Below are 23,499 nucleotides of genomic sequence, written 5' to 3'. Positions count from 1 at the left end.
TTTGATGTTGCGCTTTTGAGGTGATTGCGGTGGTCAATCGTCCTGATTTCCGTACCCTTGCGGATGCCTCAAATCATTCGGCTATTCCACCACCTTTTTAGCTCCAGGTATCGAGAGTTCCGTTTCCGGCTTGCCCCGGACCGGGACAAGCCCGGCGGAAGCAAAGTAGCCCACTCCAGAAAGCGCAACTTCAAAAAGCGCCAGCGAGTAATCAGGACGGTCACGCATACGATTCAATTGGATCCGCGCCAGCGTGTCGTTTATTCACTCGCTTGCGATTCGTGCGGCGTGTATCGGCCAGCCTGCTGGGCCGAAAATGTTCTCGCGTAAGCGTTTCGTGGTAACGCCGCTACCGGTTGGCGTCACTTTAAACCGTGCGGCCGGTTAGTAGTCGTACCACAGACCGAATCCAAGCTGCTGTTCATTTTGCTGGTAGAACGAGTACTGTTGGCTTTTGCCATTGAAGTACTGCAGTCCAATTCGGAACAGACCGGACGAGGCATTCCGACGCCACGCCCAGCCGATCTGGCTGTTGAAGTGACCGCCAAAGTCCAGCTCTTCGCGGAGATGTCCTTGAATCGCGTAGAATGGTTGGCCTCGCATGCCAGTTGCAAATCGAGGTGCACGTTCGATCCCGAACATGAACTCCCATTCTTTACTGATGTCACTGTAAAACGCCCAGCCGGCCTCTCCGTAGATTCGAGTTGCCGGCGTCAGCCAGTACCCTGCCCCGATGAAGAGGACGTCGCGGCTAAAATTTAGACGATTAAAATCCGGGCGTTTTAAAAGGTACTCATCCCCAACGTGCGAACTTAGGTGATAGTATCCGAAGCGTGTGTGTAGCCTTCCGAAACCAAATGAGACCGGGACGCCGGCTCGGAAATCGACGCTCTTAACATCCATGTTTTCACCTGGAATCAAGCGGACGTTGGCGGACCCTTCGGTATCGATCTGCATCCCACGCATGTACGGTCCTTCGCCACCTTGATTGTGTCGCAACAAACCGAAGCGTCCCCCTAAGGTTCCATCGACAAGGCCTTCGTCTCCTCCTGACCAAACGCCGGCCATCCGTGACGCTTTGACGTCCGCAAGATAGAGCGGATAGATCGTGCCAGCGGGCAGCGGTTCCCAGCCAAGGGCCGGGCCGTGTGTATCCCACGCTTGTTGCGTTGCCCCTTCATTCATCCAGGTAAGGTCGGAAGGTGAGAAATCAAGCGGCGCTGGTTCACAAGGATGCGACTGCTGGTATGGATCGAAAGTGTCGTATGACTGCGCCGCCGCTTTGGTTCCCATCACAAAAAGGAGAAGGAATGCGGCGACATGGCTTATAATGAGGTTATCCCTGTGGGGACATACGGCACCTGTCACAAGCTTTTGCAATGGCAAAAACTGTGGCGGGAAGACTTTAGAGAATTTCGGCGGATTCATGAAAATCTTTTACTAAGTCTTCCGCATCCATAGCCAGACCAGTTCATGGCTTGGCGGTTTTGTGGTTTCCGTTAATCAAATTTATGAAGGAAGTGATGGAGTGCGGTTTGGTCCTACCCCTGTCCGTTTTAAAAGCAAAAGCAAACGATTCGGCTTGTGCCTCCCGTTTCAATGGTCACGTCTGCGAAATTGATAGAGAAGTTTTTATCTTGACCTACAGGCTGTTTCCTACTAATTGTGGATATCGGGAGTTCCGTTTCCACGGCCAACCGATTTAAAGGAGGTGGTGTGATGTCTAATTCACCGGCGAAACAACCGTCGCCGCTCGGTAGATTTTTTGCAGGTCTTAACGAGTACGTCTTTCACGGTCGCTTAGGTGTTGCTGACGTTCAGTTGGTCGATTACCTCAACGATCTTCTTCTCCGTTTTGTTCGCGTCGATTCGATGATTCGAGTTCGCCGGAATACCGGCCAACCGGTCACCGAAGTCGTTCAGATGATGTTTGAAGCGGAACGTCGTGTCGGTTTGGCGAAGCGGGACGTCCATCGCCATATCGGTGACTTCACGCTCTTTTGGTCAGGGATGTTTCCCGAAAGCTTGAATCAGCGTTCACCGATCAAAACGGGAGACGCGTTCCTTGACTATTACCAGCAAGGGAAGCGAGCTTACGCGATCGCCGCCGATATCGAAGCGGATGAGACTCGACCGGCGTCCGATCTGCTGCACCGATTGAGTGAGCAGTTCGAACTATGTGCGTACGGGCTTCGTGAAGTTCGCCGTGAATGGGAAGAGAACGCGAGTGACGGCGATGGGCTGTTGCTTTCCTAACCGCAGGTGAGCCATGCGGCGGAGTTGTCGGATCGGAAATCAATCGCGTGGAACAGGGATCCCGCGAATTAGGTTTCTCAGTTCATCGTCAACAAACCGCCCTTCAACTTCCGCTTCGGCGGTCAATTGGACTCGGTGGCGAAGTGCAGGCAACGCGATTTCGATGACGTCGTCCGGCGTCGCGAAATCGCGTCCAGAAAACGCCGCCAAAGTTCTGGAAGCTTGCATCAATGCGATACCCGCTCGCGGTGAAGCTCCGATATGAAAAGCTTTCCATTCGCGAGTCATACGGACGATCTTGTTGATGTAGTCGGTTAAACCATCTTCGATCCGCACTTCGCTGCACTGCCGAATCGCTTTCATTAACGATTCAGGATTCGTGACTGTCTGGACCTCTTGGTCCAGACGTTGATTCAAGTCAACTTGCTCAGAATGCATCTTCAGGATGTTCATCTCCTCTTGCGCCGTTGGGTAGTCGACGCGAAGTTTGAACATGAACCGGTCTAACTGGGCTTCGGGAAGGTTGTACGTTCCCTCGCTCTCCAGCGGGTTCTGGGTGGCCAGTACCAAAAAGGGCCGTGGGACCGGATGGCTGGTTCCATCGACGGTGACTCGGTATTCCTGCATGACTTCCAGCAAAGCCGCATGCGTTTTCGCTGGCGAGCGGTTGATTTCATCGGCCAATAACAGCTGAGTGAAAATCGGCCCTGCGCGGAAGCGAAATTCGGAATCCTTGAGGTCAAAAACCGGGGCACCTGTGATGTCGGATGGCATCAAGTCGGCGGTAAATTGAACGCGTCCAAATTGACATCCCAAGATCTTTCCCAGGGCACGCACGAACAGGGTCTTTCCCAGTCCGGGAACACTTTCGATCAGAACATGTCCACCGCTAAAGAGCGCTGTGAGCGTTCCAAGTAGCAGTTCGTCCTGGCCGACGTACAGTTTTCGAACTTCACCGCGAATGGAATCGAATAGTTCGCGCATGTCGGCAAATGCATCGCCTGGCGGGGATGATTGTGTATACAGTTCGTGCGTCACGGAGACTCTCCTGTTTTTTCGGTCGGTTGTGGAGGTTTGTCGTCGATCACCCAAGGGCCGCTTGTTTCGCCTCGGACACGACGCATGTATTCGTTGATTTTTTGACGTGCGTATAGGTCGCTGTCAGTACGCTCCAGCAGAGAAGCGACAGCGTTCAAGTGATCGGAAAAATCGCTTTGGCTTTTCTGTTTGCCTTTGCGGGGACGCCCGAAAATTGGCAGCATGATTAAACAGGCAACCAATCCGATTAGGGCTAGATGAATACTGACCAGACTTAATGGCCAAACCGTTAGTAACTCCATGCCCGTTTTTCGGTTTTCGGCTTCATACGCATTGCTGACTCGAATGCCGGTCGCATCGGAAACAAGAAAACCTAATTTTCCCGGTGTCCCTGATTCCCGGATTAGCGAAGCTGCGGTGATTCGCCCCTGCGGCGTCGTCAACGCATAGTTGGTCACCAAACTGCCGCCGGAAACGACAAAGATCTTGGATCCATTCCACTCGGGAGAGGTAATCTCGGTCAGCAGCGGAAGGCCGTCTGCGGTTTGTAGGTATTCGGTCAGAGAAACCTCGGCGGTTGAAAACTTCTCGTCCGAAAAATCGGCAGTGACTGTGGTCAACGGTAAGTTAATGGTGGCTCGGTTGCTCGGGTTGGACTCCTTAAAGGGAACGACCCGGTAGAGCAATTCCGGCTGCGCATCGTCCGAAGTCGCTTCGAAAACAACCGCCTCTTCTGCGTTTTCGATTGTCTTGATCGGCTGAGGGACTGGAAGGGTTTCCAGGCTAAACCAGCCTTGGGTGCCGAGTTCAGCCGGTTTGGAACTGATCTTGTCACGGGCGATCTGGGCGCGGGCAGCGCGGCGACGATATTCGAATCGTTGGTCTGGATTCGCAAGGGGGACCATTGATCGCCAATAGTCCGCGGAACTTCCTTCGTCGAAAACGATGTAAATCAGAGTCTTCTCACCCTCTGCCAACCAGTTTTCGTACCAATTGGTTTCTGCCCAACGGATGGTCGAACTGTCCAGCGGCGTCCAGACGATGGCATCAAGGTGCATCATCCGGTCGCCCAAGCGGTTGATGCTTCGGGTCTCCCATCCGAGCGATTCATAGGTTTCTCGTAAACCGCCGAATCCATTGACGCTTTTCAGGCCGGCACTTCCACGCGAAGGGCCGTATTCGACTGGTAGGACATTGCTTCCTCCACAGCCAACGCTGGCAGCGCACAACATTCCAAAACCAAGCAATAACATGGTCCTTAGCGAATGGCTTCGCCGACGCGAAGATTGTTTTATTGGGGGACGTTGCATGATTAGGTAGTCCTCTCCCGTCGTTCCATTAACCATTTCTCTAACAGAAGGTTTTGTTCCCAAAGGAACTGGAATCGCTGAAGCGAGATGGAGTGGCGTCCGAAATACGAGGCTTCAAACGTAGCAACGGTCTCACGTAGAACTTCGCACGCTTGCGGATGCGAAGAGGTTTCGCTGACGTATTGGTGGTTTGTTTTTCCGCGAGTTAAGCGGAGAAGGTGTTGGCGGTCTAGTTGCAGCAGTTGGTGGCCAAATAGGCAAATGATGGCTTGTTGGAAATTCCCCGCGTGCATCTGACGTTCGGCCTCACCGCGAAGATCGCTTCCTTGCTGTCGCACTTCGGCAGGTAGTTGCTCAATACGGTCGGCCAGCGTTTCTTCTTTGAATCGTCGATCGTGTTTCGAGCCGGATCCTTTGCCAGAAATTTCTAATTCCGTTTCGACTTTGCTGAAAACGTAAATCAACAAACCAATCAGCACGATCCCCAGCAACCCCATGATCGTCCAGCCGACAATGTTGCCCGCACCGCTGATGTTAGGTCCTGTAGCGGTGGGGACATTTGGCAACGCACGATTGCTTCGTATTTTTTCAGGTCGTGGTAGCCAGCGACTTGTCCGGTGTTCGGTATCTTCGGTGCTCTCTTTGACCGAGATGGGAACCGCTCGATCGTTATTCGAATCGTACCAATTCGTATCGCCGATCGCTTGCTGCAGACGTTGTTCGACATCTTGATCGGAAGGAACTGAATCGCCTTGCGGAATCATCCACGCATAGGTTCCTGTTTCCATCCAATCGGGGACCACTACCTTGCCAACGGAATGATCTTGGGCTGGAGAGGCAGAAGCCCAAAGAAAAACACCGACCAGGACACAGGCTATCCACCTGCCAGTCAGATCATGGGGCAAGTGAAACATGCAGTGTGGCAAGATTCGCTGGATCGAAAATCGATTCATGCAACCGTCTCCGCTTTTGGGGGCGAAAGGATCGGTGATGAATCGGTTCCGAATTGCCGTAACGCTTCTGCACGGACCGCCAGTTCCACTTCCCAACCTTCCAGACGAATCCGAGCATCCAGGTAACAGAGAAACCGAATAAACACACTTAAGCCTGCGACGATCCACAAAGCCAAAGGTAACCAGATGATTTGTACATCAGGAATGTCCAGCGAACCAATCGTCAGGTTCCAGTTCCATTGGTTGGTTAAGAAACCGCGGATCGAAATCAAACTGTAAAAGACCGTCAGTGCTAAACAGGTACAGACCATTGCAATCATCAGGAAACGGCCTATCAGATCCCCGCTGAGTGGCGAATGAAGCAGGGAACTTCGTCGCCCTGCGGAGATGGAGCGTTCGTCACGTGCACGGATGGGACAGCGTTCCAGCAGTAGGATTTCCGGTATAAATGGCCGCAGTGCACGGGTTCCCATGGACCAGAGAACAAACATCAGGACCCAGAAGACTTCCCGGCCCGGTGCAAATTCTCCGCCCCAGTTTGTGGCCAATATCAGCATCGCAGGAAGCGGTCCACGAATGATCCCCAGGGAGAGAATGGTCGCTCCCTTGACTTGCCAACACGCCTTTAGAACGGCTCGCCAGGTCGGACGTTCTTCGAAAACGGCTTGTCCGATGTAATACGTTGTCAGATTGCCCGCGATCGGTGCTTGTAAGAATACTAGGCAAACCATTAACCAGACGTAGCGAAGACCCTCGTAGTAAGTTTGTTCATCGAAAATCCCGCTTCGCGCTTCTTGGATTGGGATCCAGCCCAGCAAAAGCAGGTTCATCACCGCCCATGGCAAGGCTCCGAGTGTAAAGCCTACTAGAAGGGCTTTGGGGTATCGCCGTACCAAGCAGAGCGCAAGATCTCCGATCTCCGCAAGGCTACGGGCGCGTACTTTGACATGGGTTCGATCCAACTGCATGTCAGAGTTGTCCTTTTCGCGGGAAACCAAGGACAACAAAGTAGAACATCATCAGTCCCGAAGACATAATCGCCCAACCCGCTTTGATTGGATAATAGAGAGGGCTGGGAGAGATGAATCCTTCGGTAAATGCTGCCAGCACAAACAGGACCGCTGCGGCCACCATGATCGGGACCGACTTCAGGGCGTTAACCTTTAGTGAAGCAAGTCGAGTTAGCCCTTCCGTTCGAATCAGCCCTATTCCCAGCCGCAGACCCGCCCCCGCGGAAAGTGCGATCGCCGTTAATTCAAAAGGTCCATGTGCCGTGACAAATTCACAAAACGTATCGCCACCTTGCACACCGTCGCGCGCCATATACCCGAAACTTGCACCCAGCACCGCGGCGTTTGTGCAGAGGACATACAGGCACGGAATTAACAAAATTCCAAACGCAAAACATCTCAGCCCAATCCCTGTGTTGTGCTGAATGTAAAATCCGGCCATCCCGATGTACTGAGAAAAATTGCCACTTAATCCATTGCTGAAACTGTCTTCCATCTGCTCAACCTGCGCCGTACCCAAAATGCTGCCGACGTAATTCGGGAACATTTCTTCGTTGTAAGCAATGTATGCAGAAAGAGAGAACAAACCAAAAAATAGGATCGCTGCAATACGGACACATGGGTCGGAAAAGATCTGTTGAGGTGCATCGTGGAAAATGACGCGACCCCAGGAAGCGGGATCGAATCGTTTACTCCGATACAAGCGGCTGTGGGCACGTCCTACCAAGCGGTGTAGGTAGGTGACCGTTCCCGGTGGTAGTTGGTAAGCGGTCGCGAGCGCAAGGTCCGCGCAAGCTGCACGATACAAAGCGGCAAAGCGTGCGACGTCACGCGGGGTCCCTACCCCATCGCACATCCGTTCCAGTTCCGCCCACTGGGTGCGCCGTTTTTCGACCAATGCTGCAACGTTCATGAGGTCTCTCCACTATCGGTTGGCTGTTGGTCTTTTCGCAATGGACTAAACCCAGCCAGGGCTCCAAGAGCGACCGCTTCGTTTTGGTCTGCTTCTAGAAATGTTTTGAAATAAAGAGCGTACAGCAAAAGGTCGGGGTCGATGTCGTGCCGGAATTCGAATCGATCAATCAATGGATCGGTAAGGTGCCGAGCAATTTCGCGGCGTCGTGATGGAGTCAGGTACGATCGGCGTTCCGCGTAGGCTGCCAAGGTGCGAGCCATGGTGGGCGTCACTCGGTAGTCGCCAGGAAAGAAACTAGCCAACGCGGGGACTCTAGCGTCGTCCACCTTCGCGACGGGTAACCGCCAGCTCTTTTCATCGACAACCACCATCGTTCCAGCTGCCAAATCCCCAAGACGTTGCATCCGTTTGGTCGCGATCACCGCAATCAGGCCAACCAAGGCAGTGGGAATGTTCATGATCGGAGCCATTTCGAATTCCCACTGACCAAGCGCCGCATACGGCGCCATGTCGGCGACTCTTAGTAAATTGCGAATGGTTGCCTGCATCCCCGATAGTGGGCGTCCATCGATACTGATGACTCGGAGGCCGCATGCCCATTTGCCAATCGTTCGTCCATTGAAGAACGTTTCGCATAACGCTCCGTAAAACCAACCCAGAACAAACCAAATCACCAAGGCAATGAATCCCCAAATCGAAACGGCAAGCATCGATGAAGACGCAAATCCGATAAGGATGGCGATCAGGATCAGCAGCAGCAACGCGCAGGTATAAACCATCACGTCTAGCAGGTATGCGGGCAGCCTGCGGAAAGGTCCTGCCAGTTGATATTCAAAGGCAATGTTTTCAGGCGTTACCACTTCGGTCGTTGTATCGAGTGGGGTCGCCGCAACCATGAACCTGATTTGCCACTGAAGAGAAACCGTCTGAGGAAGGGATCGATTATCAACCTTTGAACGGCCGTCGACAAGCCTTGGACCGCAGACTTCTACCAGGGCTTCCCACAGACTTCTATCGGAGCTTCCCACGAACGTTTTTGAAATTGCTACAATCAACCTTCGCTTCGACCATGCGGTACCCTCGTGAGGATCAAGCGAAGAACCAACTCACATTGGCACTGCGAATCGAAAGGAACCGAATCGATGCCTCTTCGCCATTGTTCGTCCGCTGCTTTTCTAAGGCGAGGGAGTTTTGTCCCTGGTCGCCCACCCGAGCGTTTTGGGGGAAGAAGTAGGGAGACCGTTCTCCTTTTGTCCTCGATCATGCTGGTCTGCTGTCTGTCGGACTATCGGCTTTCCAGCGGCGTGCAAGCGGCAGAAACGTACGCGGATCCAAACGCCGCGGCTGCGAATCCTGATTTTATTGTGCAGGGCGAGTACGTTGCCAAGGATCGAGCCATGCAGGTCGTCTCTCGGGGCGAAGGTGAGTTCGATATTCTGCTGTTTGCCGGTGGTTTGCCCGGTGCGGGCTGGGATCGAACACCCGCACAAAAACTTGAAGGGGATGCCGATACCGTTGCGGATCTGGTCGAATCGATAGGCTTGAAAAGGATCGTTCGCAGTAGTCCCACGATGGGCGCGACCCCGCCTCAGAAGGCGATCCATCTTTTTGACGGCTCCCAAGAGAGCCTTGAAAAAAACTGGAAACCAAATGCGAAACGGACCGAAGAGGGATTGTTGCAGGAAGGAGCGACCACGGTTCAGAAATTTCGCGATTACCGGCTGCATGTTGAATTTCGAACTCCTTGGATGCCGGAGTCCAGCGGGCAGGCGCGCGGTAATAGTGGCGTCTATCATCAGGGGCGTTATGAAACGCAGATCCTGGATTCGTTTGGTTTGACGGGAGCCGACAACGAGACCGGGGGAATCTATACCGTCCGAGCCCCCGACATTAATTTGTGTTTTCCGCCTCTGCAGTGGCAAACCTACGATGTCGATTTTACAGCCGCTCGTTTTGACGATGCAGGCAAAAAAACGGCAGACGCGCGGATGACGGCGCGTTTAAACGGAGTTGTGGTTCAGTCGGACATTCCTGTCCCCAATGCGACCCGCGCCGCCCCGCTGAAGGAGTCGCAAGAACCGGGCCCGATCTTCTTGCAAAATCATGGAAACCCCGTCCGCTTTCGCAATGTTTGGATCCTACCCAAAGACGCCGAAAAGGAAGCGCGTCGGCCGCACGTCCCGGGGTTTGAAAGGTTTTATGGAGCTGGTGATGCAGCTTCGGTCGCTGGCGGTGAAGTGCTTATCGCATCGCTGGGATGTGTTGCCTGCCATCAGGGGAAAACGCATTTGCCTTCCAAGCAGGCACCAGATTTGTCACGTGCTGCTTCTCGGATTCGTCCGGATGCTTTGCTGGCGATGATCGAATCGCCACACCAAACCAAGCCTGGGACGACGATGCCGGATCCTTGGACCGGAGTGTCTGAGGAAGATCGGCATTTGCAGGCCCGCGCGATCGCTAGTTTTCTATCGGTCGATCAGGGCGTGCTTGATCGCCCAGGCGATACCGCTGCGGCGAACCGAGGGGAGCAGCTGTATCAAACGATTGGCTGTCGCGCGTGCCATGACTCTTTGGACGATTCGGCAACGCATTTAGCGACTTCGGTTCCACTCGGGGACCTTGCCCAAAAATACACTTTGCAGTCTTTGACCGCGTTCCTTGCCGATCCCCATTCGGTTCGCCCAGGTGGCAGTATGCCGCGGTTGGTTTCAGGACCCGTCGAAGCTCGTGATCTGGCCTGCTACTTGCTAAGAGACGTGGTCCTGGTCCCCGGAGGCGAAAGGTTTCAGTACAAACTGTACCACGGCAATTGGACTCGGCTTCCTGACTTTGACGCCCTTGAGCCAGTGTCTACTGGTGCAATGCAGGAACTCGATCTTGCTGTCAGTAAACGAAAGAATGGTTTCGGATTGGTTATCGAAACCTTTCTGCCCGTGCAAAGTTCTGGCGACCATACTTTTCATCTGGCAAGTGACGATGGAAGCCGCCTGACGATTGATGGCAAGGTTGTGTTGGTCCACGACGGCATCCATCCAGCGACCGAGAAATCGGCGACGATAAAACTCGCCCAAGGCGTTTATCCGCTCAAAATCGAATACTTCGAAGGAGGCGGTCAGCAAGCGTTGAAGGTGCTTGTGGATGGCCCTGATTTCAAACGCGCCGAACTGGCTTCATTGGTGATCGGAGACCCGTCAGCGAAGGCCATGGAACCGCTGGTGCCTATCCACTTCAAAGCCGATCCGGCATTGGTGGAGGACGGGGCTCGTTTGTTTCAGTCGGTCGGTTGCGCTGCGTGCCATAAGGCTACTGGATCGTCCAACGATGTCGCGGTTCGTGCAGGACTTCGGTCGTTGCATGAACTGGGCAGCCGAGCCGATTCTGGTTGTCTAGCCGAGCGACCGCCGGCCGGAGCCCCTGATTTTGAATTGACCTCGTTGCAACGAGAATCGATCAAGCTGGCACTGACGGCAGAGAAGCAAGAGCGGACGTCGGCGGAGCGGAGCCAATCGATGCTGACGGTCTTTAATTGTTACGCTTGCCACGAACGCGATGGGATCGGCGGACCCGAACCGATCCGTGATCCTTGGTTCACAACCACCACGCCAGAAATGGGGAACGAAGGCCGGATGCCACCAAGTCTTTCCGGCGTGGGCGATAAACTGAAAGAGGAATATGTCGCTTCCATCCTGAATGCAGGTGCGAATGAACGTCCTTATCTGAAGACTCGGATGCCCGGCTTTGGCGATTCGTCCTTGCACACATTGCCTGCGATTTGGGCGGACAGCGATCGACGCACCGAAGCCGAAATTCCTCCTGTAGACCTCGCTTCTACGGTGATGGAATCTCATGGCCGTAAATTGGTGGGAGATCAGGGATTGGCGTGTATCAAGTGCCATACCTATGACGGAAAAGGACAGGACAGTGTCCAGGCGATCGATATGCGGAAAATGCCTCAGCGGTTGCGTGAGGATTGGTTTCATCGATACATGCTGTCTCCGCAAACCTATCGACCTGGGACCAGAATGCCCGCCAGTTTTGTCGATGGAAAATCGGCGTTGACCGATGTCCTGGAGGGAAATCCAGCAAGCCAAATCGATGCGATGTGGCAATACCTGTCCGCGGACAATCCGAAACCGCCTGTGGGACTATCGGCAACTGCAATCGTCCTGAAACCGAACGATACTCCGGTTATCTATCGTAATTTCCTAAGCGAATTAAGTCCTCGTGGTATCGGAGTTGGCTATCCCGAAGGGGTCAATCTTGCCTGGGATGCCGAATCGATGCAGTTGGTTCAGATCTGGCAAAATGATTTTATCGATGCCAGTAAACATTGGATCGCTCGAGGGCAAGGGACTCAATCGGCACTTGGGGACATGTTGCTGAAGGTCGATCCCGGGCTGCCCTTGGCAAATCTTCAGGAGGTGTCCGACCCTTGGCCAGTTGGTTTAGGACGAGATCTGGGATATCGATTCCTGGGGTACCGTTTGGATGAATCCAGGCAACCAAGTTTTCGCTATCGGTTTGGAAGCAATGAAGTCGAAGACATTTGTCTTCCACTCGGTGGCAAGGCTGGCGAACGTGGGTTCGAAAGAACTTGGATCATTCGATCGGACGATCCGGACGCGTCACGAGTGCTGCGGCTTGCCGTTGGATCGATTCAGCCATTAGGTGATGGCCGTTACCGAATCGAAGGAGGGCCTATGTTGACGATTGATGATCCGGCGAAAGCTCAGATTTTCGACGTCGATGGGAAGCAAGAGCTTCGCGTCCGCTTGCCGGCGGATCCGGAAGTTCGGGTTCGAGTCACGATTCGTTGGTAATTGCGACGCGCCATCATCACTCCGTTCACTTCACTCCTGCACCTGTTTGACCGATGATTTTATTTCACCGCATCCCTTCGTTGCGTATCGCCCGGAGTCCCTCGTGGTCGTTTAGCAAATCAGCAGCTTGTCTGTTCTGTTTGCTCGCGTCTGCGGGAATTTGGAGCGAACCCCTGCGAGCGGCTGAACCGAAGGAAGAAGATTTTTACGAAATCACTTCTTTTGAAATCCCCGATGGCGTCGTCCTGGAGGCTTGTGGGTTTCAGTTGATGCCCGATGGACGGCTGGCAATCGCATCACGGCGTGGCGAAATTTGGATGGTGACGGATCCGTTTGCCAAATCCGTCCCTGCGGCGAATTTCAAACGCTTTGCACAAGGATTACATGAACCACTTAGTCTGGACTACGAAGATGGCTGGCTGTACGTCACCCAGCGTCCCGAACTTAGCCGCATCAAGGACGAAGACGGCGATGGATCGGCGGACGTTTTTGAAACCGTTAACGACGAATGGGGCATCAGTGGCGATTACCATGAATACGCTTTTGGTTCGAAAGCCGATAAGAACGGCGACCGCTGGATCGTCCTTTGTCTAACCGGATCGTTCAGCAGCAAAGTTCCTTATCGAGGATGGTGCGTCCGAATCACTCCCGATGGAAAACTGGTCCCGACGACTAGTGGGATCCGTTCGCCGGGTGGCATTCGGCAGAACGCCGCGGGGGATATGTTCTATACCGACAACCAAGGTCCCTGGAACGGGGTTTGTGGTTTGAAGCATCTGATCCCCGGCAAATTTGCAGGGCATCCCGGCGGTTTTGAGTGGTACAAATTGGCGACCGAATCGATGGGGCCGCAGCCGCCAAAGCCCAAATCGGACAGCCGAATCATGACCGAAGCAGCCCGCATTGAGGAATTCGAACCGCCAGCGGTTCTCTTTCCTTATCCAGCAATGGGACAGTCCGCTTCGGGGATTGTTTGCGATACGACGGACGGCAAATTTGGTCCGTTTGAAAATCAAATGTTTGTCGCGGACCAATCGCACAGCACCGTAATGCGAGTTTATTTAGAGAAGGTGCAAGGCCATTATCAAGGTGCTTGTTTTCCCTTCCGTGCTGGATTTGGTTCCGGAAACGTCGGCTTAGAAATGTCGCCGGATGGATCGATGTTTGTCGGAGGAACCAATCGTGGTTGGGGAGCTCGAGGGCCAAAGCCATTTGCCGTGGAGAGAATGAATTGGACGGGGAAAACGCCGTTTGAGATTTTGGAGATGCGAGCTATCGAAGGAGGTTTTGAATTGGTGCTTACCGAACCAGCCAAAGCCGATTCGTTGAAGGGTACCGATAACTTCGCCATGAAGACCTACACGTACATTTACCGGGAACAGTACGGCAGCCCCGCGGTCGATGAAACCGTCCCGAAAATCACCGATGTCCAGCTAAGTGCCGACGGTTTACATGTGGTGTTGAAAATCGATGGATTGCAAATCGGTCATGTGCACGAATTGACCGTGACCGGTCTCCTGAACAAAGCCGGAAATCCCCTGCTCCATCCCAAGGCCTACTACACTCTGAATTACTTGCCCTAGATCGAATCAGGACAAGCAGGTCAAAGATTGTTTTAATCGGAAGCGGAGAAAGTTTGTCGCCTGTCGCACGGGATGTGGATTTTATTGCTACGGGATTTCAACCATAGCGGAACGTTCAATGTCGCGCTCGGGACGTGAAACTTGTAGGGGACGATTTTACCCCTGCCCATCCAAGTCTGGATGCAGTGCTCTTAGCCCAGCGGGCGGCAGATATTTGCCGTTGGCGTAAGCCAACGGAAGCCTAGCGTGCGTGCGCATTAAAGCCCAGCGGGCGACAGACAAGGGTGTTTCTGTCGCCCGCTGGGCTTTCCTTTTCGCGATACCCACTCCGTCGGCTTACGCCGACGGCAAGTATCTGGCGCCCTCCGGGCTACGAAAACTAGCGAGCGTGCGTATGAAAGCCCAGCGGGTGACAGGAAAGGGTGTTTCTGTCGCCCGCTGGGCTTTCCTTTTCGTGATACCCACTCCGTCGGCTTACGCCGACGGCAAGTATCTGCCGCCCTCCGGGCTACGAAAACTAGCGAGCGTGCGTATGAAAGCCCAGCGGGCGACAGACAAGGGTGGTTCTGTCGCCCGCTGGGCTTTCCTTTTCGCGATACCCACTCCGTCGGCTTACGCCGACGGCAAGTATCTGCCGCCCTCCGGGCTACGTGTTCACTCGGCCCCATGTAGATTCGTCAACGGCTGCAAACCCTTTCATTTATAGAGTTCACGTCCCTTTTTTAAGCTAACTGGCCTCGATTGGTTAGGTAATCGTAGATCTCGGTTGCTAGTTCCTGCGGGGTGCGGCCATCGCCTGCTTTGAGATGGATTTCCGGATTTTCTGGAGCTTCGTAAGGATCGCTGATCCCTGTGAAGTTTGGGATCTTGCCGGCTCGAGCTTGTTTGTAGAGCCCTTTGGGGTCTCGCTGTTCGCAGATCTCCAGCGGCGTGTCGACGAAGATTTCGATGAAGTCGTTGGTGCCGTTCTCTTCAAGCGCCTTGCGGACTCGATCACGGTCTATGCGGTAGGGGCTGACAAAAGCAGCCAACGTGACCAGACCTGCAGCGGCAAACAGTTGCCCGATGGCTCCGATGCGACGAATGTTTTCTTCGCGGTCTTCCGGGCCGAAACCTAGTCCGAATCGCTTTGCAAAACTTTCGCCATGTTCCTCACTCAAGCGATTTGGTGGTGCACACAATCCGTGCCGGATGTTGTCACCGTCTAAGAGGAAGGTGTTAGCGCCTTGTTTGACTAGCAACTGATCGAGTGCGTTGGCAATGGTGCTTTTACCGCATCCACTTAATCCGGTGAACCAAATTAAGCACCCTTTCTGGCCAAGCAAACGTTCGCGGTCCTGGCGGCTTACCGACGTTTCATGCCAGACGATTTGTGGATTGTTCGATTCAGATTCAGACATGGAAATCCCTCGCTAAAGTTGCAAGGAGCTAGATGGAATTCGTTGGAGGAGGCGTCTGCTGTGGTGGTGGAGGCGGAGGTTGATAACCTGCGGGGCTCGCTGCGTAGCCTGCCGTGACCGGAGTCGTTAGTGGCGGTGCCTGAAAGCCTCCTGGCCCAAAAATATCGCGGTACAGAACAAACATTGACGCGAACGATATCGGAATAAACAAGAAGACTGGCAGGTAGCAGAGCATGGCAGCCAGCATGCTTAGAAACGACAATACGAATAGATGTTTAAGGATCCCAAAGAGGTTCTTGCGTGAACCGTGCCAGCTTAACTTGACGGCATCGATCGCTTTCAGGTGATGGTCCGCAATTAACTGGAAGGCGAAAATAATCGGCATGTAGACCATGCCGATCGCGACCGCAAATAGACACACCATCAAAGGGACCATGATTACCAAGATCAGCATGCTGATCTCGGGATTGTTTTCAGACAGGGCGAGCGCCAAGGCGGTGCTCAGGCCCATCAGCAAATAGAGAGGCAGAATGACGGCGAAGGACAAGGCCGTTGATATCAGCATGACCAACATCGAATCGACAAAAAAGTCAAAGCCTTTGAACGCCGTTCCAAATTCGGTCTTACCGAATTGTTCTATCTGTTTGAAACAGAGGTAGATACCGACAACCATTGCCCCCAAGATCAGCCCGAAAGGGACGGCCGATCCAATAAGCAATGATACCAAGCAGATCCCGACCATTAACCAGTACTGGTCACCCAGCAGGTTCCTGCCGCGTCCGAGTAACTCAAAAGAGCGAACTGCGACTCGTTGCGGATCCGGTCCGCCCATGACTGGCATGGGCGTGCCGGATGAGGAGCCTGCTTGGTATGGATTGTCGGTGCTCATCGATGGCTACCTAGGACTTTTTGATGTCTGCAAACCCGCGGAGGTCATAAGGAATACCGACGTAGTCTAACACGTTGCAGCATCCGCGGAGCGCGACACCAAAGCCGTCAGGGCCACTGAAGCCCCCGAACTGCCCGCCACCTTTGACGTGCGGTTCCATATCCAAAAAGACCCCTGCAGCTCCGCGAGCGACCATCCGCTCGTGAAGTTCAGGCATGAATTCCAAAAGGTCACGGAAAATCGCTTCGTGCCCTGAATCGCCGCGGTCGGCGGGGACAAAATTCTTCAGGGCCGCTTCATCGACGTGCGTGATCCGGCCGCCAGGCGTTGGGTCCGCATAATCTTTAATGTGTAACCAGCCCATGCTCGGTTTCATCGCCAAATACTGAGCAAAGGTTTCCTCAGCGGTGAAGCCTTGGGTCACGATATTGGCGGCATCAAAGATCGTCAGCATCGCAGGATGGTTTACCTGCTTGTGGATCTCTGCCAGAAGTTGCCCGGTTTGCCCGACCAAGTTGGCTTCGACTTCCAGACCGAAGGTCAGGCCGTACGAATCGCACATCTCGGCGACTTTTCCCAGCTGATCGCTGACCTGAGCAACGTGATCTTCAGGGCGAGTGTGTTTGGGATGGTAGAACGAAAATCCACGGATCAGTTTGGATTCAAATGCGTTCGCCAGTTCACAGGCGCGGCGGACGTCTTTTTCTAGGTATTCTTCGAAAGGGATGTACTTATTCGAAGTCCCATCATCGACGTCCTGCAATTTGACCTTGCCGATCGGAGACCCGATCGAACTGACCTGTAAACCGTATTCGGTTTGCAGTTCTTTCACGGTAGCGATTTCTTCGTCGGTCAAAAGCATCACGTTTTTGACGCCGTTACCAACATCAATAAAGCGTAATGAGTAGTATCGCAGCCCTAAGGCAGCAAAGGCACAAAACTGCTGAAGAACTAGTTTGTCGTTCGCCGCTTCATCGGCAAATCCAGTTAACAAGACGGGAGGGCAATGGGTCATGGTTCGCTGTTTTTTAAGGTTGGAAATGAAGTTGCCAATTCAGCTAACAACTTAACCGAATCCCGTTTGTTTGACAGCCGAGGGAAATCAAGCAATCGCCTGCACCAGGACGGCTGTTTCGGGCGAGGCCGGAAGAAGGAAAAAGTCTCTTTCGCGGGCCTGCAAATGAGTCGCCAATAAAACCAAGGTCGCGAGCCAAAAGCGACAGGGTTCCGGCGATTTCGACCTCAGCCAAAAGCCTTCATGCGCAGGGGGATCCATCCCGTGTCAAAATCGATGACCCTGTGGATCGACCGACACCTGCTGGAGCGACAAAGATTTTTTCGATTGCTTTAGTTAACGTGCAATGACTAGTTAACGTGCAATGTTTGATTAACGTGCAAACGAAGGACGCCAATCGACGGCTACGATTACCGTTAGAAAGAGTAGAAGAATGCCTAATCCCAGCAGGAATAGGCGAGCCGAATTCTTACCCCATTTTTGCTTGACCGCAGAGACCGATCGCAGGCGATAGGGGGCATTCCACAGGCCAAACACCGCAGCGAAGGCAAGGCTGGCTAGGCAGGCTGCTGTACCGGAAACGAGCCATTGATCGGGACGCACGTTGGTTTAACCTTGACGTTCGGATTGGCCAAGGCGGCGGCGGATCGCTCTCGCTTGGGCTCGAGGGACTTCTAGATCAGGGCAGATCGATGTGGCACGCTCTAATGCGATGAGGGCCCCTCTCCACTGATTTCGTTCGATCCGGCAGCGGGCCAAACCGATCCAGGCAGGGTAGTGAAAACGACAGAGCCAGAGGCATTGCCGAAACGCCTTGTCCGCCTGTGCGTTGTTGCCAAGACCTTCCCAGCAAACTCCGATCTGATGCCTCGCTTCGGCATACATTGGTGCGTGGTTCGCCAGAATCATGGCTGGAGGAAGTGCTGCGGCAAATTCACCACCATCATTCAAATGCATGATCTGAAGAAGCTGTTGGTGATGGACGGGAGCCGCATCGCGAACCAGTGAAGCTCGGAATGCGTCATCGGAGGCCAACCTGACGCCGCGATCACAATCCCCGAGAGCTCGGCCTAGGGGCTCAATCACGCTGCTGTCGCCGACGATCCCCAATGCCAAAGCGGCCGCGCGGCGGACTTCGATGTCCCCTAACCGTAACAGTTTCGCCAAAGTACTGGGGAGGTAGCATTCGGAGACTTGCTGCGCGAACCGGAGCGTATCAGCACTGGCCAAATATCGGCGGTAGCCCGATACCAGGCGAGACGTTCGGAGCGCGGGATTGGTCACGGGTGAAAACCTTTTGTAAAAGTGGTGCAAGCCAGGCGAAAATGCGTCCCACGTGCGGTGAGGCGATTCCTCAGCATCCTACGCATCCCATGAATCGCGACAAGCAAAAAAACAGGATGCAAGTGGCTCGTCGCAGTCGACAGGTGCCCGTTGGATGATGCAAAAACACCACGTAAAGGCGAGTTTAATTGGGGCGCATTCCAACATCAACCAAGGGCCCCATTCCGAGGGAAACTCTGGCAAGACATAGGCAGATAAGAACGCCTACAATGAATAGAAGGACTGTCTGCCATTGAATTGACTGCGGATGTGGCGGGGCCCGTGAACCTTCGATTAGGATGGTTCCTTGTATTTCTCCCTTTCCAGCGGTTCGTCGATGTTTTCGATCGGTTCCAAATTTTGCGTTTTTTCATCGCTTGTGGCGTTTTTGACACTTAGCCATGTTGAGGTTTCAGCACAATTGCTGCAGCCTGGTTTTGAAGAAGAGCTTCTCCGCAGCCACCAAAGCAGCTTTAACGGTGGATCACTCCGCGATACCCTGGCAGCGTTAAGTTCCGCTACCGATATTCCCGTATGGCTTGATCGCCGTGTCGATTCGGGCCAGGAAATGAGCGTTCCGAGCGCCGGTCCGGATGTCGAATCGGCGTTTCAGGCGGTCGCCGCCGCGGCGGATCTAGTCTCTCTGCCACTGGATCGCTTGGTTTTGGTCGGAAGGCCCGAATGGGTTGATCGCACGGGAGCTCTAATCTTGGCGGCAGGCAGCAACGCCGCGGCCAGCGGTACAAGCGGAACGGCGGGGCCGCGACGGGCAGCGGTTTCGAAAGAGAACGCGATCGCTATGGAGTGGCCATTCCTGACATCTTCCAATGAAGCCCTCCAGATCGTCGGTGACCGGATGCAGGTCGATGTCGGAACCGTTCAATTGCCACATGACCTGTGGCCTGCGTTTCAGGCTTCAGCGATTCGTCCGTCAACGATCCTGACCCTGATCGGTTGTGAATTCGATCTTTGGATTCGTATCGATTCCGAAGGAAAGCTGCGTTCGTCGGAGCTGCCGAATCTTGCAGCGATCGAAATGCCCTACCCGCAAAACGTTGTCGAACGAGCTCGCGTCCAATTGATGCGAATGACCCCGGTTCCTGAATTGTCGCGTCAAGGCGATCAGACCGTGGTCCGTGGTTCGCCTCGAGTTCATCGAGCCCTGCAGCAGCGCATGGCGGCGGCTAAAATGGCGTCGAGTGCGCTAGCTGATAATCCGAATCGTCCCGGGCGTCGGCGAGTTCAGGGGACGCCCATCGTCCAGTACACGCTGACTTGGCCAAACGCTCCCGCCGGAATGGCGTTCCAAAAATTGGCCGAGGCGGGCAAGCTGCAATTGAGTATCGATCCGGAGGTCGAAGAATCGATGGACGATCGAGTTCAGTTAGATGTCAAGGAACTAACTTTGGCAGAAGTCGTTCAGCAAATTGCCGAGCAAGTGGGGGTCGAGGTCGAAGTGACGCCGACGAATCTTTATGTCCGCAAGAAATCGGGATCGGTCCCCAAACCCTAAATAGTTCCTTCGTTAAAACGCCCTTGAATGCCTCAGCTTCGGATAAGCTTACGCGGTCATAATGAAGACTTGTTTGTTTTTGAAATCCTTTCACAGAGATCTGTTTATGTTCGGTTTGTCAGCCAGGTGTTTGCTTGCGGTTGGTTTGCTCTCTTCGGTATTGCTGCAAGCTGGTAATGCTGCGGAGCCGATAGATCGCTTTGGTGTTCAGTACGATTCCGCCGATTGGCCGCTCTGGAGAGGCGTTCAGCAGGACGGACATGCGGCTGCCGATGCGACGCCTCCGACGCAATGGAGCGAAACCGATAATGTTCGCTGGCGAACGCCTGTGCCAGGTCGCGGTCATGGTTCACCGATCGTTGCAGGGAATCGGGTCTACCTGGCCTCGTCAGATCACGAAGCTCAAACTCAATCGGTGTATGCGTTCGATAAATCGACGGGCGAACTTGTTTGGGAAAAGGAAATCCATCGTGGAGGGATGGATAAGGCCCTGCAAAAACTGAATCAACGAGCAACCATGGCTTCCTCGGCATTGGCGTGGGATGGCGAACGGTTATTCATCACCTTCATTCATGATGAAGCAGCGTGGGTTACCGCGTTGTCGACCGAGGGCGATACGATTTGGCAAAAGCGAATCACGGATTACACGATCCATCAAGGATACGGGGCGTCACCGACGATTTATCATGACTTGGTGATCGTTTCGGCCGACAACAAGGCAGGCGGGGTGATCGTCGGTTTGGATCGCCGCAGCGGCAAGGTCGTGTGGGAGCACACAAGGCCTAAGAAACCAAACTACCCTTCCCCCATTCTGCTGCAGGCTGCTGGGAAAGACCAGCTGATCATGACCGGCGCCGACCTGGTGACCAGTCTGAATCCAAGTACTGGAAAAGTGCTTTGGGAGACTCCCGGAGCGACGACCGAGTGTGTCACCTCAACGGTCAGCAATGGGAAAGTTCTGCTGACCAGTGGTGGCTATCCCGAAAGCCACATGTCCGCTGTTTCAGTGGACGGATCGAAGGAAGTTGTTTGGGAGAATCGCAATCGCGTTTACGTCCCTTCGATGTTGATGGTGGATGACTATGTTTATGCCGTCTTGGATGCGGGCGTTGCGATCTGTATCGACGCGGCAACCGGCAAAGAACAATGGAAGGAGCGACTTGGCGGCACGTTCAATGCATCGCCGATCCTTGTTGGCAATACGATCTACATCAGCGATGAAGATGGAACCACGTACCTCTTCAAGGCTCAGCCCGATAGTTTTGAATTGGTCGGCAAAAATCAGTTGGGTGAGAGTGTATTTGCTTCGCCTGCATTTAGTGGAGACCAATTCTTTACCCGTGTCGCTCACCGGGACGGTGACAAACGTCAAGAGTATTTGTACTGCATCGGAAACTGATCGGATGTTTCGTATGGGCGACGGAGCTGGCAGCTCGGTCGCCCATCGAACTACGGCGAACGCAAATCTAAGCTAAGCAGGTGATGCTGGGATCGGCATGAGCCGCTTCGCAAACGGCTCGAGCGACCGTCGGCGAGACGCTCTGGTCGAGCGGGTCGGGTAAGATCCGTTCGGCTGTCGGGGCGGTGACACATCCAGCTAATGCATGAGCCGCCGCGATCTTCATCGATTCCGTGATCCGAGGCGAGCGACTGTCTAGGGCTCCGCGGAATATGCCGGGGAAGGCAAGGACGTTGTTCACCTGGTTGGCGAAATCGCTTCGCCCCGTTCCCATGACCGCGGCTCCGGCGCTGATCGCGACGTCTGGCATGATTTCAGGAATGGGGTTGGCCATTGCGAAAAGGATTGGATCGGTTGCCATGGATCGAACATGTTCGGCTCGCAGTAGATCCCCTTTGCTGACTCCGATAAATACGTCGGCGCCTCGGACAGCTTCCTCTAGAGAACCGGTAAAGTTCGAAATGTTTGTGTAGGCGAGCAAGGCTTGCTTTTCGGCGGATAGGTTATCACGTCCCTTGTGAATGGCTCCGCGGGTATCGCAGACGATGACTTCCGCAACCGGTTCACAAACATCGGGGGAGTGGCCGACGCAGCGAAGCAGGCGAGCGATCGCTGTCCCTGCCGCCCCTGCACCGTTGATCACGACACGCATGCTGGTAAGGTTTCTGCCGACGACCTTTGCGGCGTTTAGCAGTCCCGCAAGCAGGACGATGGCTGTGCCATGTTGGTCGTCATGGAAAACCGGTATCCCCAGGTCTTGCAATTGAGCTTCAATTTCGAAGCAACGGGGGGCCGCAATGTCCTCAAGGTTGATGCCGCCAAAGACCGGCGCGATCCGGCGAACCGTCGCGATGATTTCGTCGGTCTCTTGAGTGTCTAGGCAAATAGGCCACGCATCGATCCCCGCGAATTCACGAAATAGCAAAGCCTTACCTTCCATGACCGGAATCGCAGCAAGCGGGCCGATGTTTCCCAGCCCTAGCACCGACGATCCATCGCTGACCACCGCGACCGAATTGTTTTTTATCGTTAGGTCAAACGCTCTGGCTGGATTCTTGGCAATTTCCTCGCAAGGGCGAGCGACGCCTGGAGTGTAGGCGAGTGAAAGGTCATCGGAGGTTTTGACTGGGATGCGGGTATGCATCCCGATTTTCCCGCGAAGCTGTTCATGGACAATAAGACTGCGTTCAAAAAAATCGGCCATCGGATAACGCTTTCGAAGAGAAGTGGTCGCAGGGGCTTCTGTGCGGTGGCATAGGATAGCAGAATGTCCCGAATCGCGCTAAGAACTAAAAACCGAACGCTGAGGTGTTTCAGATGTTGGAATGCAGCGGCCTATGCTTGAAAGAGATTGCCCAATGGATGCACCGGACACACATGTCGTCGCCCAAGTCGAAGCTCACGTCCGACAGCAGATGGCTGGCCAGCAAGCGGGGCACGACGTCGATCATGTGATGCGAGTCTTCCGCAATGCTTGTCAAATTCAGGAGGAGGTCGGAGGGGATCGGCTGGTGGTTCAGCTTGCGGCGTTGCTGCATGATTTAGGAGACGCAAAATTCCACGAAGGAGTGGAACGGAGCGGCGAATTTTCGCAGGCTCTGTTAAGTGACCTGCAGGTTCCCGAATCAATCATCCAGCATGTGGTGTTTATCGTGGACAACATCTCCTTTCGCAAAGGCGTTGACCGAACGACATTGTCGATTGAAGGCCAGATCGTGCAGGATGCCGATCGACTGGACGCATTAGGAGCGATCGGGATCGTGCGGACGATCGAGTACGGTGCCGCGTTTGGACAGCCCTTTCATCTTTCCGAAAATGAGGGAGAAACCCAAGCGACAGGGGTCGGGCATTTTCACGAAAAACTGTTCAAGTTGAGGGCCCTTCTGAACACCGAACCAGCAAAGCGAATTGCCCGCGAGCGAGAGAAGTTCATGCAGACCTTTCTCGATCAGTTTCTGCATGAGTGGGGATAGAGATGCGTGAGCAATGTTTCGATGCGGCATTGAGGTAGCGG

General features: G+C 54.0%; 20 protein-coding genes. 6 read left to right on the top strand and 14 right to left on the bottom strand.

The genetic code is table 11. From position 1 onward, the window contains the following. Positions 1–81: 81 nt before the first annotated feature. Together FF011L_RS26410 and FF011L_RS16800 are read right to left on the bottom strand one after the other, a co-directional pair. Entirely contained in the window at positions 82–228 is a 147-nt protein-coding gene (locus FF011L_RS26410; protein WP_218932693.1) for a hypothetical protein, read from the bottom strand. Between the two features lie 156 nt (positions 229–384). Next, positions 385–1,293 carry a DUF1207 domain-containing protein gene (locus tag FF011L_RS16800; RefSeq protein WP_218932692.1) on the bottom strand — a complete coding sequence of 303 codons (909 nt, stop codon included), beginning with the start codon at positions 1,291–1,293 and terminating at the stop codon, positions 385–387. 426 nt (positions 1,294–1,719) lie between these two features. On the opposite strand from FF011L_RS16800, the gene FF011L_RS16795 reads away from it, so the two are divergent. Next, the gene (locus FF011L_RS16795; protein ID WP_145352762.1) at positions 1,720–2,256 is read left to right on the top strand and encodes a hypothetical protein; all 537 of its coding nucleotides are present in this window, start codon (positions 1,720–1,722) and stop codon (positions 2,254–2,256) included. Between the two features lie 39 nt (positions 2,257–2,295). Here the strand turns inward: FF011L_RS16795 and FF011L_RS16790 are convergent, their stop codons facing one another. The 6 genes from FF011L_RS16790 to FF011L_RS16765 are packed head-to-tail and all read right to left on the bottom strand — an operon-like array spanning position 2,296 to position 8,379. Further along, complete coding sequence (locus FF011L_RS16790; RefSeq protein ID WP_145355467.1) at positions 2,296–3,240, bottom strand: AAA family ATPase; 945 nt, start codon at positions 3,238–3,240, stop codon at positions 2,296–2,298. 50 nt (positions 3,241–3,290) lie between these two features. After that, positions 3,291–4,604, bottom strand: a complete 1,314-nt coding sequence (locus FF011L_RS16785; protein ID WP_145352761.1) for a hypothetical protein — start codon at positions 4,602–4,604, stop codon at positions 3,291–3,293. Positions 4,605–4,606: 2 nt separating this feature from the next. Beyond that, positions 4,607–5,557 (bottom strand): DUF4129 domain-containing protein, encoded by a 951-nt coding sequence (locus FF011L_RS16780; RefSeq protein ID WP_145352760.1) that lies wholly within the window; start codon positions 5,555–5,557, stop codon positions 4,607–4,609. Then, complete coding sequence (locus FF011L_RS16775) at positions 5,554–6,525, bottom strand: hypothetical protein (RefSeq protein WP_145352759.1); 972 nt, start codon at positions 6,523–6,525, stop codon at positions 5,554–5,556. Before FF011L_RS16775 ends, FF011L_RS16780 begins: the two co-directional genes overlap by 4 nt. Before the next feature lies 1 nt (position 6,526). Then, the gene (locus FF011L_RS16770) at positions 6,527–7,480 is read right to left on the bottom strand and encodes a stage II sporulation protein M (RefSeq protein WP_145352758.1); all 954 of its coding nucleotides are present in this window, start codon (positions 7,478–7,480) and stop codon (positions 6,527–6,529) included. Beyond that, positions 7,477–8,379 (bottom strand): RDD family protein, encoded by a 903-nt coding sequence (locus tag FF011L_RS16765; RefSeq protein ID WP_145352757.1) that lies wholly within the window; start codon positions 8,377–8,379, stop codon positions 7,477–7,479. Before FF011L_RS16765 ends, FF011L_RS16770 begins: the two co-directional genes overlap by 4 nt. A 366-nt stretch (positions 8,380–8,745) precedes the next feature. On the opposite strand from FF011L_RS16765, the gene FF011L_RS16760 reads away from it, so the two are divergent. Further along, positions 8,746–12,303, top strand: a complete 3,558-nt coding sequence (locus FF011L_RS16760; RefSeq protein ID WP_218932691.1) for a family 16 glycoside hydrolase — start codon at positions 8,746–8,748, stop codon at positions 12,301–12,303. Positions 12,304–12,356: 53 nt separating this feature from the next. After that, positions 12,357–13,886 (top strand): DUF7133 domain-containing protein, encoded by a 1,530-nt coding sequence (locus FF011L_RS16755; protein WP_246109469.1) that lies wholly within the window; start codon positions 12,357–12,359, stop codon positions 13,884–13,886. Between the two features lie 722 nt (positions 13,887–14,608). Here the strand turns inward: FF011L_RS16755 and cysC are convergent. The 5 genes from cysC to FF011L_RS16730 all read right to left on the bottom strand — a co-directional run bounded on the left by cysC (position 14,609) and on the right by FF011L_RS16730 (position 18,474). Next, positions 14,609–15,286: an adenylyl-sulfate kinase gene (gene cysC, locus FF011L_RS16750; RefSeq protein ID WP_145352755.1), complete on the bottom strand. Its 678-nt coding sequence runs from the start codon at positions 15,284–15,286 to the stop codon at positions 14,609–14,611. Between the two features lie 28 nt (positions 15,287–15,314). After that, on the bottom strand, positions 15,315–16,175 hold the full coding sequence (locus FF011L_RS16745) for a hypothetical protein (protein WP_145352754.1): 861 nt from the start codon (positions 16,173–16,175) through the stop codon (positions 15,315–15,317). 10 nt (positions 16,176–16,185) lie between these two features. After that, the gene (locus tag FF011L_RS16740; RefSeq protein WP_145352753.1) at positions 16,186–17,190 is read right to left on the bottom strand and encodes a sugar phosphate isomerase/epimerase family protein; all 1,005 of its coding nucleotides are present in this window, start codon (positions 17,188–17,190) and stop codon (positions 16,186–16,188) included. A gap of 372 nt (positions 17,191–17,562) precedes the next feature. After that, positions 17,563–17,793: a hypothetical protein gene (locus FF011L_RS16735; RefSeq protein ID WP_145352752.1), complete on the bottom strand. Its 231-nt coding sequence runs from the start codon at positions 17,791–17,793 to the stop codon at positions 17,563–17,565. 6 nt (positions 17,794–17,799) lie between these two features. After that, positions 17,800–18,474: a HEAT repeat domain-containing protein gene (locus FF011L_RS16730; RefSeq protein WP_246109468.1), complete on the bottom strand. Its 675-nt coding sequence runs from the start codon at positions 18,472–18,474 to the stop codon at positions 17,800–17,802. A gap of 346 nt (positions 18,475–18,820) precedes the next feature. Here FF011L_RS16730 and FF011L_RS16725 point away from each other — a divergent pair, with 346 nt between their 5' ends. Together FF011L_RS16725 and FF011L_RS16720 are read left to right on the top strand one after the other, a co-directional pair. Further along, the gene (locus FF011L_RS16725; protein WP_145352750.1) at positions 18,821–20,026 is read left to right on the top strand and encodes a hypothetical protein; all 1,206 of its coding nucleotides are present in this window, start codon (positions 18,821–18,823) and stop codon (positions 20,024–20,026) included. 106 nt (positions 20,027–20,132) lie between these two features. After that, complete coding sequence (locus FF011L_RS16720; protein ID WP_218932690.1) at positions 20,133–21,425, top strand: outer membrane protein assembly factor BamB family protein; 1,293 nt, start codon at positions 20,133–20,135, stop codon at positions 21,423–21,425. Positions 21,426–21,492: 67 nt separating this feature from the next. On the opposite strand, the gene FF011L_RS16715 is transcribed toward FF011L_RS16720, so the two are convergent. Next, positions 21,493–22,689 (bottom strand): NAD(P)-dependent malic enzyme, encoded by a 1,197-nt coding sequence (locus FF011L_RS16715; RefSeq protein ID WP_145352748.1) that lies wholly within the window; start codon positions 22,687–22,689, stop codon positions 21,493–21,495. A gap of 154 nt (positions 22,690–22,843) precedes the next feature. Between FF011L_RS16715 and FF011L_RS16710 the strand changes: the two genes are divergently transcribed. Then, complete coding sequence (locus FF011L_RS16710; RefSeq protein WP_145352747.1) at positions 22,844–23,458, top strand: HD domain-containing protein; 615 nt, start codon at positions 22,844–22,846, stop codon at positions 23,456–23,458. Positions 23,459–23,499 lie beyond the last annotated feature (41 nt).

It is taken from the genome of Roseimaritima multifibrata (genome assembly GCF_007741495.1).
GTDB classification, from domain to species: domain Bacteria; phylum Planctomycetota; class Planctomycetia; order Pirellulales; family Pirellulaceae; genus Roseimaritima; species Roseimaritima multifibrata.
The sequence above is the reverse complement of the archived record's forward strand: the minus strand, read 5'-3'. Positions and strand labels throughout refer to the sequence as shown.